Annotated in this window: 13 protein-coding genes; 4 read left to right on the forward strand and 9 right to left on the reverse strand. The window is 70.4% G+C overall.

Going from position 1 to position 11,511, the window contains the following annotated elements:
• Positions 1-6: 6 nt before the first annotated feature.
• The gene (locus J3486_RS09580) at positions 7-447 is read right to left on the reverse strand and encodes an Lrp/AsnC family transcriptional regulator (protein ID WP_207819777.1); all 441 of its coding nucleotides are present in this window, start codon (positions 445-447) and stop codon (positions 7-9) included.
• Between the two features lie 223 nt (positions 448-670).
• On the opposite strand from J3486_RS09580, the gene J3486_RS09585 reads away from it, so the two are divergent.
• Entirely contained in the window at positions 671-1,117 is a 447-nt protein-coding gene (locus J3486_RS09585; RefSeq protein ID WP_207819778.1) for a hypothetical protein, read from the forward strand.
• Between the two features lies 1 nt (position 1,118).
• Here J3486_RS09585 and J3486_RS09590 read toward each other — a convergent pair whose 3' ends face one another.
• Both J3486_RS09590 and J3486_RS09595 read right to left on the reverse strand, forming a co-directional pair.
• Complete coding sequence (locus J3486_RS09590) at positions 1,119-2,222, reverse strand: phosphotransferase family protein (RefSeq protein WP_207819779.1); 1,104 nt, start codon at positions 2,220-2,222, stop codon at positions 1,119-1,121.
• Between the two features lie 28 nt (positions 2,223-2,250).
• Entirely contained in the window at positions 2,251-3,387 is a 1,137-nt protein-coding gene (locus J3486_RS09595; protein WP_207819780.1) for a hypothetical protein, read from the reverse strand.
• Between the two features lie 429 nt (positions 3,388-3,816).
• Between J3486_RS09595 and J3486_RS09600 the strand changes: the two genes are divergently transcribed.
• Positions 3,817-4,038: a hypothetical protein gene (locus tag J3486_RS09600; RefSeq protein WP_374194710.1), complete on the forward strand. Its 222-nt coding sequence runs from the start codon at positions 3,817-3,819 to the stop codon at positions 4,036-4,038.
• On the opposite strand, the gene J3486_RS09605 is transcribed toward J3486_RS09600, so the two are convergent.
• On the reverse strand, positions 4,001-5,164 hold the full coding sequence (locus J3486_RS09605) for an acyl-CoA dehydrogenase family protein (protein ID WP_207819781.1): 1,164 nt from the start codon (positions 5,162-5,164) through the stop codon (positions 4,001-4,003). The genes J3486_RS09600 and J3486_RS09605 overlap by 38 nt on opposite strands.
• A 327-nt stretch (positions 5,165-5,491) precedes the next feature.
• Between J3486_RS09605 and J3486_RS09610 the strand changes: the two genes are divergently transcribed.
• Positions 5,492-6,733, forward strand: coding sequence for a glycoside hydrolase family 18 protein (locus tag J3486_RS09610; protein ID WP_207819782.1), 1,242 nt, complete (start codon positions 5,492-5,494; stop codon positions 6,731-6,733).
• An 88-nt stretch (positions 6,734-6,821) separates the two neighbouring features.
• Here J3486_RS09610 and J3486_RS09615 read toward each other — a convergent pair whose 3' ends face one another.
• Together J3486_RS09615 and J3486_RS09620 are read right to left on the reverse strand one after the other, a co-directional pair.
• Positions 6,822-7,454: a TetR/AcrR family transcriptional regulator gene (locus J3486_RS09615; protein WP_207819783.1), complete on the reverse strand. Its 633-nt coding sequence runs from the start codon at positions 7,452-7,454 to the stop codon at positions 6,822-6,824.
• Between the two features lie 63 nt (positions 7,455-7,517).
• A complete protein-coding gene (locus J3486_RS09620; protein WP_207819784.1) occupies positions 7,518-7,703 on the reverse strand; it encodes an SCO1431 family membrane protein in 186 nt (61 codons plus the stop codon).
• Between the two features lie 234 nt (positions 7,704-7,937).
• Here J3486_RS09620 and J3486_RS09625 point away from each other — a divergent pair, with 234 nt between their 5' ends.
• A complete protein-coding gene (locus tag J3486_RS09625; RefSeq protein WP_207819785.1) occupies positions 7,938-9,425 on the forward strand; it encodes a M1 family metallopeptidase in 1,488 nt (495 codons plus the stop codon).
• A 416-nt stretch (positions 9,426-9,841) separates the two neighbouring features.
• Here J3486_RS09625 and J3486_RS09630 read toward each other — a convergent pair whose 3' ends face one another.
• From J3486_RS09630 to J3486_RS09640, 3 genes are all read right to left on the reverse strand, one after another.
• Positions 9,842-10,147 (reverse strand): putative quinol monooxygenase, encoded by a 306-nt coding sequence (locus tag J3486_RS09630; protein WP_207819786.1) that lies wholly within the window; start codon positions 10,145-10,147, stop codon positions 9,842-9,844.
• Positions 10,148-10,316: 169 nt separating this feature from the next.
• On the reverse strand, positions 10,317-10,772 hold the full coding sequence (locus J3486_RS09635; RefSeq protein ID WP_207819787.1) for a YdeI/OmpD-associated family protein: 456 nt from the start codon (positions 10,770-10,772) through the stop codon (positions 10,317-10,319).
• A gap of 37 nt (positions 10,773-10,809) precedes the next feature.
• Positions 10,810-11,430: a glyoxalase gene (locus J3486_RS09640; protein ID WP_207819788.1), complete on the reverse strand. Its 621-nt coding sequence runs from the start codon at positions 11,428-11,430 to the stop codon at positions 10,810-10,812.
• Positions 11,431-11,511 lie beyond the last annotated feature (81 nt).

Consider the following 11,511-nt stretch of genomic DNA (forward strand, 5'->3'; position numbering starts at 1 on the left):
GGGCCGTCAGATGCGCGGGGGGCGGGCCTCGTACGGGGTCGAGAGGACCACCGTCGTGCGGGTCGAGACTCCGGCCAGGGAGCGGACGCGCGCCAGGAGGTTCTCCAGTTCGTGCGGGGTCTCCACGCGGACCTTGAGGATGTAGTTCTCGTCACCGGCGACGCTGTGGCACGCCTCGATCTCCGGTACGCCCGCGAGGCGTTCGGCGATGTCGTCGGGGGCGCTCGGGTCGAACGGTTTCACCGAGATGAACGCCGTCATCGGCAGCCCGACCGCCTCGGGGTCGACGACCGCCGCGTAGCCGCGGATCACTCCGCGCTGTTCGAGGCGGCGCACCCGCTGGTGCACGGCGGACGTGGACAGGCCCGTGGCCTTGCCCAGGTCGGTGTAGCTCATCCGCCCGTCCTTGACGAGCAGCTGCACAATCTGTCGGTCGAGCTCCTCCATGGCGAAGAACCTACCGGTCCCTTGATCCGCCCGGTACCGGAGAGCGCCTCTCGTTTACCGCGCTCCCGGCACCTGCAATCGGCATGTGACGAAGACCACACCCTTCGAACCGTGTCCTGGGGCATGGCGCGATTACCCCGGTCACAGGACGGGAAGTGCTTGCTGTGGTCGAGGCCGCACCCCATGGACATCAGCGGCCGGCCCACCCGAGGGGGAGAATCCCATGCAGAGTGTGAAGCGTCCCGGACGCCCTGCCGTGCGCGGCAACCGCAAGCAGGCCGTCGTCGAGCCCCAGCCGGAGGGTGTCGAACCCGACGCCTTCGACAGCGACGAGTTCGACGCGTACGACACTTTCGAGATGTACCGGGTGATCTGCCCGGACTGCGCCCAGCCCATCGCGCTCCTCGCCGACGAGGACGTACTGCCCGAGCACGCCCATGTGACCTCGCAGTGGAACCCGTTCGGGCTCTCCGTCTGCGCGGGCACCGGGCGCGCGGCCACCGAGGCCCGCCCCGCCGACGACATGACGGGCACCCAGGAGCAGGACACCGCGCTGCTGTTGACGCTCCCCCAGGGACTCGACTGGCGCACCCAGCCGTTCTCGCACGTGGGCGGCCCCGGATCGCGTCCGATCCAGGTCCCCCGTCAGGCGGGCCGCAGCGCCGCCTGAACTAGCGCACGTTCTCCCAGTAACTGCCCTGCACCATGGCGCGCAGACTGCCGTGGTGCAGGATCAGTGTGTCCGGGTCCGCGGGCACGGCGACCTCGCCGAAGTGTGCCTGGCGGTAGGCGACCCTGAGCATCACGACCGCGTGCCGCAGGGCGGCGTACAGCGTGTAGAAGTCCATGTCGCGCGGGGTGTGCCCGGTCAGCCGGGCGTACCGTTCCTCGATGCGGTCGCGGCGCAGGAAGGCGGGCAGTCCGGCCTGTCCGAAGCTCTCCGTGAGGTCCTGGAAGAAGCGGTGCAGATAGACCGTCCAGCCGAGGTCGACCTCGCGCGGTGCGAGCGCCGCCATCTCCCAGTCGAGCACGGCGGCGGGTTCGAAGCCGTCGTAGACGATGTTGCCGATCCGGGCGTCGCCCCAGTTGAGGACCGCTTCGCTCTCCTCCGCCGGCCACAGCTCCTCCAGGCGCTCGAAGGCGCTCTCGATCAGCGGTGAGCGGGCGAGTCCGGTCACCACCCAGTCGTAGTAGGCGCGTTGGGCGGTGACGTGGCGGCGCAGCGGGCTGCCCCCGCCGGGCTCGGCGAGGAACTCCGCCTCGGCCGCCGGGACCCCGTCGTGCAGCCGGGCGATGATCCGGATGCTCGCGTCCTCCAGGCGCTCGCGCTCCGCGTCGTCCGCGGCGTGCAGCCAGTTGCCCTCGTACGTGTACGGCATGACGTCGGGCGGCACCCGCCCCTCGACCCGCTCCATGACGAAGAACGGGGCGCCCAGCGGGCCCGGGTCCTCCTCCAGCCACAGCACGCGCGGCACCGGGATCCCGCTGCGCTCGGCGGCGAGGCGCATCGTGCGGTACTGCCGCGGCATGTCGTACACCGGGAAGATCGTGTACGCGGACGGGTCCGCCGCCAGCCGCAACGCGCAGGAGCGCACCGGCGGTTCGGGGTGCTCGATGTCGAAGAGCAGCGTCTCGCTGGACATGCCGTTGGACGCGGGGACGGTGACGTTCACCGCCTTGGCGCCGGGCAGCCGGCCGCCGAGCCATGCGGTCAATCGGCGGGCCAGCTCTTCGGGTTCACGGGTGGAGGTACGCGGGCGGGGCGCTGTCGCCATCGTCGAACTCCCTGTCTCCAAGGGCTGGTTACGAACGGGGTGGCGCGACCGAGTCGAAGCCCGCGAAGCCGCTCGGATCGTGCCGGCCGAAGCTGCCGTGCTCGAAGATGCCGTGGCCGACCTGCCCGTCGAGGGTGAAGCGGGCCGCGTGGTCGATCACCCCGTACCCGGCGAGCGGGTGCGCGGACGGGTCGGAGAGGTCGTAGCGACGCCGGTCGGTCCAGCCGGGGCCCTGCCAGGTGCCGTGCTGCCAGTCGTCGGCCGGCGGGTAGCCCGCGCCGATCGCGAGCGGCGACGAGGCGAGGACCTCGACGCCGAGTTCGAGGGGTTTGCGGTCGACCGGGTCGGTGAGGTGGATGACCGCGCTCTCGGGGTGGCGGGTGCCGGGCCGGTAGCTGATGTCGGCCCGGGGCCAGCCGAGTTGACGGTCCCGGTGGCCCGCGCGGACCAGGGTCGCGTCGTTGAGGGTGCGGTACCCGTCGGCGTCCTCCTGGGTGACGACCATGAGGAAGCGGTCGTCGAAGCGGACCGGGGCCCAGATCCAGTGGAAGCCCTCGGTGGGGTGCTCCTGCGCGAGCCGGCCGCCCTCCTCTCCGGGCACCGGGCGCACGCCCCAGCTGCGGTCGCGGGTGCCGGTCCAGCCTCGTACGTCGATGTCGCGGCCGCCGATCCGCAGCCGCCCGGCGACATGGCCGGCCTGCACGAACCGCTTGCCCTCCAAGGTCAGCCGACCGCCCCTTCGTTGGGTGTGGTGCGGCTCCCAGAGGGCGGGGAAGTCGGCCTGCCAGTTCATCTCGTACGAGAGCCCGTCGGGGTCGTCGCGGTCGGCGGCGCAGGACAGGACGAAGTCGCGCAGCGGGCGCTCGACCAGGATGCGCAGCGGGCCGACCTCCATCCGCATCCGCTGGTCGTCGGCGAGGGCGTCCGAGGCGCGGACCGCGTACAGGGTGTCGCCCGTGCGGAGCGTGGCGTAGGCGTCGATGACGCCGAGGTTCGGGTAGACGCCGAGGCCCAGGATGAGCAGGAAGCGGCCCGTGGGGTCGACGAGGTGGAAGATGCAGCGGTCGTAGGCGTTGCGGTCACCGGTCGCCACATGCTTCATCGACAGCGGCACCTGGTGGATCGGGTACTCGTCGAGCGCTACCGGGCGTTCGTCGTCCGTCACGGCGTCCCTCCCTGTTCAGGCCCTGCCCGGAAGGGAATTGACGGTACGTCAGATGGCGATGCTTGACCAGCCGTTCGACCCGGGCCGGCCCGAGGTACGGTTATGTCGTGAACTGACGCTCGAATGCGTCAACACGTGACCTGAGCGGTCCCCGAACGTTGAGCTGGCATGACCCCGACGGAGACCCCGGCCTCTGCGCCCACCGGCCGACGCAGGCGCATTCTCGTCCCTGTTACCGCAGAATCGGTTCATCATCAGCAGCAGCAGACGCATCAGGCACACCAGGCTCAGCAGACGCATCAGCAGCAACAGACGCATCAGCCGCAGCACTCTCAGCAATCGCTTCAGCCACATCAGTCGCCGCAGATGCACCAGGCGGCACAGATGTACCAGGCTTCACAGATGCAGCCAGTGCCTCAAGCGCACCCGGTGCATCAGCTGACGCCGCCGCCGCGCGTCCACACCTCGACGTCCGCGCACCACCCGGACCCGCCCATCTACCGTGCGCTGATCGCGAGTTGGGCCGACCGCGGCAAGACGCTGCCCGGCCGGCACGACCCCGAGTGGGTGCGACTCGTGGCGCCCACCGTGCGCACCGGCCAGTTCAGCATGCTCAGCGGGACTCAGGTCCCGCGAGGTGACGGGCGATGACCATGCGCTGGATCTGATTGGTGCCCTCGACGATCTGCAGCACCTTCGCCTCGCGCATCAGGCGCTCGGCCGGGAAGTCGGCCGTGTAGCCGTACCCGCCGAGGATCTGGACCGCGTCCGTGGTGACCTTCATCGCGGCGTCGGTGCACAGCAGCTTCGCCATGGCCGCCTGCTTGGAGAACGGCCGGCCGGCGTCCCGCAGCCGGGCCGCCGAGAGGTACAGGGCGCGGCCCGCCTCTATCTGCGTCGCCATGTCCGCGAGCATGAAGCGCAGCCCCTGGAAGTCAGCGATGGGGCGGCCGAACTGCGAACGGCCCTTCGCGTACGACACCGCCTCGTCGAGGGCGGCCTGGGCCACGCCGACCGCGCAGGCCGCGATGCCGAGCCGGCCGGAGTCGAGCGCGGACAGCGCGATCTGGAAGCCCTGCCCCTCGTCCCCGATCCGCCGCGCGTCCGGGACGCGCACTCCGTCGAAGTGGATCTGGGCCGTGGGCGAGCCCTTCATGCCCATCTTCTTCTCCGGGGCGGCCGCGCTCAGGCCCGCCGCGTCACCCGGCACCAGGAACGCCGTGATGCCGTGCGCGCCCTCGCCGCCGGTGCGGGCGAGCACCGTGTAGAAGTCGGCGACGCCGCCGTGGGTGATCCACGCCTTGGTCCCCGTCAGCACCCAGTCGTCGCCGTCCCGCAGCGCCTTCGTACGCAGCGAGGCGGCGTCCGAGCCGGACGAGGGCTCGGAGAGGCAGTACGCTCCGAGCAGGCCGCCGCCGAGCATGTCGGGCAGCAGCTCCGAACGCTGCTGCTTCGTACCGAAGTTGGCGAGTGCGTGGCAGGCCAGCGAGTGGACGCTGACGCCGAGCCCGACCGTGAGCCGGGCGGCCGCGAGCTCCTCCAGTACCTGGAGGTAGACCTCGTACGGCTGGTCACCGCCGCCGAACTCGGAGTCGTAGGGCAGTCCGAGCAGTCCCGAGGAGGACAGCAGCGCGAATGTCTCGCGCGGGAAGCGGCCCGCTTCCTCGTCCTCGGCCGCGCTCGGCGCGATCTCGCGCTGCGCGATGTCACGGACGAGCCGCAGCAGATCCTGAGCTTCGTCCGTCGGCAGCTGACGCTCTACTCCTGGCTCCGGCATGGCGACGCTCTCCTCCCTGGCGGGCGCTGCGGTGGCGGCACGGGGTCGGGCTTCGCCACCGGGTGGTCACTACCGAGCCGATGCTGCCCTTCCGGGTCTCGAAAGCGGCTGACCAGCGGCTGCGGCGTGTTGAGTATTCCCGATCCGGAGCCTCGCGTCACTAGTTAACGACCGCTTACTCCAAGTTTTTCTCGGGGCGGACGGGACGTGTGCGGAAACCGAGGAAATTGGTTCGGACCATTGACCTCACTGGTCTAGTCCTCCTACTGTCCTGTCCGCAGGTCCAGCACCATCCCCCCATGTCCCCCTCCCCCACGAGGAGACACGATGCGCAGACCGCACCTCCCCCACGCACGCCTCAAAGGGCTCGCCGCAGCGGCGTGCTGCGCCGTCCTCGGCGCCGGACTGCTCGCCTCCGCGGGCACCGCGACGGCCCAGCCGCAGCTCGGCTCCCAGGAAGCGGCGGCCGGCTCGAAGGTCGTCGGATACTTCACCGAATGGGGTGTCTACGACCGGAACTACCACGTCAAGAACGTCGAGACGTCCGGGTCCGCCGACAGGCTGACACACATCAACTACGCCTTCGGCAACGTCACCGGCGGCAAGTGCGCCATGGGCGACTCCTACGCCGCGACCGACAAGGCGTACACGGCGGACCAGTCCGTGGACGGGGTCGCCGACACCTGGGACCAGCCGCTGCGCGGCAACTTCAACCAGCTCCTCAAGCTGAAGAAGCTGCACCCGAACCTCAAGATCCTCTGGTCGTTCGGCGGCTGGACCTGGTCCGGCGGGTTCGGCGAGGCCGCGAAGGACCCGGCCGCGTTCGCCCAGTCCTGCTACGACCTGGTCGAGAACTCCAAGTGGGCCGGGCTCTTCGACGGCATCGACATCGACTGGGAGTACCCGAACGCCTGCGGGCTCAGCTGTGACACCAGCGGGTCCGAGGCGTACAAGAACGTGATGGCGGCGCTGCGCTCGAAGTTCGGCAGCGACGCCCTGGTCACCTCCGCCATCGCGGCCGACGCCTCCGACGGCGGCAAGCTGGACGCCGCCGACTACGCGGGCGCCGCCCAGTACGTCGACTGGTACAACCCGATGACGTACGACTACTTCGGCGCCTGGGACGCGCAGGGGCCGACGGCCCCGCACTCGCCGCTGACCTCGTACGACGGCATACCGAAGGCCGCGTACAACGCGGAGGCGACGATCGCCAAGCTGAAGGCGATGGGCGTCCCGGCGTCCAAGCTGCTGCTCGGCATCGGCTTCTACGGGCGCGGCTGGACCGGGGTCACGCAGGCGGCGCCGGGCGGCACGGCGACCGGACCCGCGGCCGGCACGTACGAGCAGGGCATCGACGACTACAAGGAGCTGAAGTCCACGTGTCCGGCGACGGGCACGGTCGGCGGGACCGCGTACGCGTACTGCGGCAACAACTGGTGGAGCTACGACACCCCGCAGACCATCGCGGGGAAGATGAACTACAAGAACCAGCAGGGTCTGGGCGGCACCTTCTTCTGGGAGTTGTCCGGTGACACGTCGGACGGTGAGCTGATCAAGGCCATCGACTAGCGCGTATCGCGAGGCTGTCGGGCGGGTCCGGTGCCGGGCCCGCCCTCACGCGCGTACCTGCACCGCGCGCACGCTTCACCGCGTACGTTCACGGTGTCCGCGGCGGCGCCGGGCACGACGGGGCGAACTCCTCGATCACGCGCAGGGTTTCACCGAGCAGCCGCACCAACAGCTCTCTGACGGTGTCCCGTTCGAGGTCGGGGCGGCCGATCCAGTCGAGCGTGGCGCCCTCCACCCCGCACAGCCAGCCGAGCAGTGCGAGCCTGGCGACCGGCGGCACCCGCGGCGTTCCGTACGCGCCCCGGGCGATCGTCTCGATCATCACCTCGCGCACGCCGTCTCGTATGGCCTGCACCTCGGCGTCGAAGCCCACGCCGCCCGTGATGATCGCGCGGTACGCGGCCTGGTGGCACTCGGCATAGCGCAGATAGCCGTCGACGGTGCGGTGGACGCGCTCGACCGGGTCGAGCTCGACCGAGCTGCTGGCCCGGTCGACGAGGTCTCCGACGGAGTCCTCGATGATCGCGAGGTAGTAGCCGCGCTTGGACTTGAAGTAGTAGTAGATCAGCCCCTTGGCGACGCCCGCTTGCCGGGCGATGTCGTCCATCGACAGTGCGTCGTAGGACGTGTCGGCGAACAACTTCCGTCCGATGGCGATGAGTTCGGTGCGGCGGGCGACAGAGCGGTCGGTACCGCGCGCCCGCTGTTCACTGAGATTCAATTCCGGCCCTGGTCTCCGACTGCGGCGGACTCCGCAGTATGACACCGAGCCGGGTGACTCAGCTCACATCCAGCCGAGCTGTGTGACGAACATCGCGAGGACGACGACGAAGGTCCAGCCCAGGACGTGCTCGAGCACCTTCGGACCGTCATCCTTCGGGCCGCCGGTGCGGGCGCGGGTGACGAGGGACGCGAGGGCCGCCGACACGGAGGCGGAGGCGGGCGCGCTGGTGGTGGAGCTGGCGGTCATGGGCGTCTCGCTGGGTTCGGATCAGGCACGTGGCCGGGCACGCGCTCGGGACAGGATTCCCCCCGAAGGCGACCGGATCCCCTCCGTCGCCTTCTCCACCATGCCATCGCAGCGACCGGTTTCGACCGAGACCTTGGTCACGCACAACCGACCCGGAATCCTGTGAGTCCTCTACAGAGCCGCTTCGCGCGGCGCGCCAGGAGCACGTTCCGTCCGTCCGCCCGGAGGATCCCGATGCGCACGTACCGGCCGTCCCACCGCAGCACCCGACTCACCCTCGCCGCCGCGATCACCGTCGTCGCCGCGCTCACCGGTCCCGCGGCCGTCTCCCGGGCCGCCGACACCGCCGACACCCCCAGCCCCGGCGCGCCGGGGCTGGGCGATCCGCTCTTCCCGCTCGACGGGAACGGCGGCTACACGGTCCGGCACTACACGCTGGACTTCGACTGGCAGGCACCGAGAACGCCGTTCGCGGCGTCGACCACCATCCGCGCCACCGCCACCCAGGCGCTGTCCCGCTTCAACCTCGACTTCGCGGGCAACGAGCTGCACACGGTCACCGTCGACGGCCGCGCGGCGCAGACCTCGCGCGACGGCGACGAGCTGATCGTCACGCCCAAGTCCCCCATACCCAAGGGCAGTTCGTTCACGGTGAAGGTGGGGTACACCGCCGATCCGACCCAGGTGCGCCATCGTGACGACGCCATCGAGGACTACGGCTGGATACCGACCCCGGACGGGACGGTGCTCTACCCGCAGCCCAACGGCGCGAAGATGATCTTCCCCTCGGACGACCATCCCAGCCGGCGGGCCCCGATCACCTTCCGGGTCACGACGCCCGGCGATCTCACGGCCGTCGCCAACGGCAGGCTGGTGGACCGCACCGCGCAGCCCGGCGGGCGGGTGCGCTGGACGTACGACTCGGAGCAGCCGGTGGCCACGCAGCTGGCCCAACTGGCCATCGGGAAGTTCCGGTTGATCGACAGCAAGGGGCCCGGCGGGCTGCCGCTGCGCGATGTGGTGCCGGACGATCTGGTCGCGCCGACGAAGCAGTACCGCGATCTGACGCCTGATCATCTGGCGTGGCTGGAACAGAAGTTGGGCCCCTACCCCTTCAACCGGTACGGGGTCCTCGTCGGCGACACCGATCTCGGTGTCGCCCTGGAGACGCAGACCCTGTCGCTGCTTCCCAAGGCCGATCTGCTGGGCACCAAGGTCGACGCCGAGCGCAACATGGTGCATGAGCTGGTCCATCAGTGGCTCGGCGACAGCGTCGGCATCGCCCGCTGGTCCGATCTGTGGCTGAGTGAGGGGCACGCCCGCTTCTACGAGCGGATGTACTCCGAGGAGCACGGCGGGGACAGTTTCGAGGCCGCGATGAAGACGGCGTACGAGAACCATGATCAGTGGCGGCACGACTACGGGGCTCCGGCCGAGCCCACCGAGCCGAATCTGTTCAAGCGGATGCGGTACGACGGGTCGGCGCTGGTGCTGTACGCGTTGCGGGAGGAGGTCGGTGCGGGCACGTTCCAGAAGATCGAGCGGGCCTGGATCGGGCGGTACTCGGGGAGGACGGCGTCGACGGCCGACTACATCGCGGTCGCCTCGCGGGTGGCGGGGCGGGATCTTTCCGGGTTCTTGCGGCCGTGGTTGTACGGAGGATCGACGCCGGCGATGCCGGGGCATCCGGACTGGGTGGTGAATCCGGTGGTGACTGGCTGAGGTCCTGGGTCTCGGCCGGCGGGGCCGGGACCAGCCCCGCCAGGGACGCGGGGAACCGCGCGACCGGCCCCGCCTGGCGTGCACCCGGCGACAGTGCGGTCGGGACCGGGCTGAAGGCCGGCTGGAGCGCCCGCCCCGGGCCGGGGTGCCGCCTTGCCCGCCCTGCCGCCCACGACGGCAGATTGCCCAAGGCGGGGCGGGACGGGGCGGCCGGCCGCCCGAGGCTTCGGGGCACTCCCGGCGCTGGTCAGGACGGATGCGGCCGAGGGCGCAGCCAGGTGCCGCTCGTCGCCTCACTTGCTCCGTCGCCCAAGCGAGGGGGGAGGTTCAACGAGCGCCTCGCAGGCTGTCGGCCGGGGCCGCCCGCTTGCCGAGTGTGTGGGCCGTGGTGGCGGGTCAAGGGCGCCGCCTGTTCTTCAGGGGAGTTTGTGGGCGAGGACGTCGAGACGCTCGACGGAAGGGGGCTGGGCGAACAGTTCTCCGGCTCGCTCCATCAGGGCGCTGCCCAGGCGGCCGGCGAGGTGGGCCTGGCGTGCGTCGTCGTCGGGGAAAGCGTCGAAGATGGCGAAGGTGGACGGGCTCAGGCGTACGGCGAACCAGGCCACGGTGTCGGGCTCCTCCAGCACGATGGCAAGGCCCTCGCGGAGAAAGGAGGCGACCTCTTCCTCCTTGCCGGGCAGGGCCTTGACCTGGACGTGCAGCGCAACGGTGAGGTCGGCCATGAGGTGACTCCTTTCAGATGCCCGACCGCCCGGGAGCGACCGGGCACTGCAGTGACCGGTTGGCATCGACCGGGTCCCCTGTAAAGCCGCGTCGACACATCAGCTGGAGACCGCTTTGATGCCTTTCGCAGGCATGAGAGCCCCACCACAAGATCACCCCACCACAAGATCAGTCGTGCGACACGGCCCAGGCCTCGCGGAGGTCGGTCAGGGTCTTTTCGATGCGGCGGTGTCGGGTCTCCGGCTTCTTCGCGCTGTCGACGGCCAGGACCGTCTGCCGTTTGCGGCTGGGGGACAGGCGGTCGCAGGCGGCGCGGGCGGCCGGGTCCGCGTCCAGGGCGCGGGCCAGGTCCTCGGGCTCCTCCACCGTGCGCGGCTCGGTGTCGAGAGCCAGGTCGACCTCGACCTCCTCACCGGTCTCGATGCCGGCGGCCTCCCGGTTCGCCCGGCTGAGGCCGATGAGGTTGCGGCCGCGCATGATCGCGATGCGGCTGCGCCACGTGTGCCCGTTGATCGTGATGACGATCGGCGGGCGCTTGCCGCCGCCGAGCGCGTCGACGACCTCGTCAGGTACTTCGAGCCCCTTCATGCGTTCCGGGGGCTCGACCTGGCTGCGGAACCTCATCGTCTCCTCCTGGGTCGGATCGGGAGCTCCATCCTGCTCACGCCGAGGGCACTCGCGCTTCCCAGGTGAAACCGTCCGGGTCGGTGAAGGCTCCGGCGTCGCCCCCGACGGCGATCCGGTGCGAGCCGCTGCCCTCGGGCGCGACACCGGCGACCTTGGCGAGGTTGCGGCGCTTGTACAGGGCCAGCTTCACGGCGCCCGCTCCGGCCTCGAACTCGACGTACTTGCTGCCGAAGCTCTTCGCCACGGGCACGCCCTGACCGACGTAGAACTTCTTGCTCTCCGCCATGTCCGCGACGCCCAGCAGCAGCACGATGTCGTCGACCTTCTTGCTCGCGGGCTCCTTGTTCTTCTTCGAGGAGGACGCGATCTGCCAGATCGTCCCGTCCGGCGCCTGGACGACGCCCCCGTAGCCCCACAGGGACTTCGCGGCGGGCTTGATCGCCGTGGCGCCCTCGGCGACGGCGGCCTCGAAGAGGGCGTCGACGTCGGCGGGCTGCGAGGTGATGAGGGAGAGGGTGAACCCGCGGAAGCCGGCGGAGGCCTCCTCCGCGGGCTGCACCCGCACCTGGGGGCCGAGCCCGAAGGCGCTGGCGTAGAAGTGGGCGGCGGCCTCGGTGTCGTCGGCCTCGATGATGACGGAGTCGATGGAAGTCATGGATACGACGGTAGGAGCGGCGGGCCCCCGGACGCTTCTCGATTCCTGACCGATGCCGAGGGGCCCTCGCGGACGCACCGC

Origin of the sequence: Streptomyces sp. VRA16 Mangrove soil (assembly GCF_017377775.1) — a bacterium.
Classification (GTDB): Bacteria; Actinomycetota; Actinomycetes; order Streptomycetales; family Streptomycetaceae; genus Streptomyces.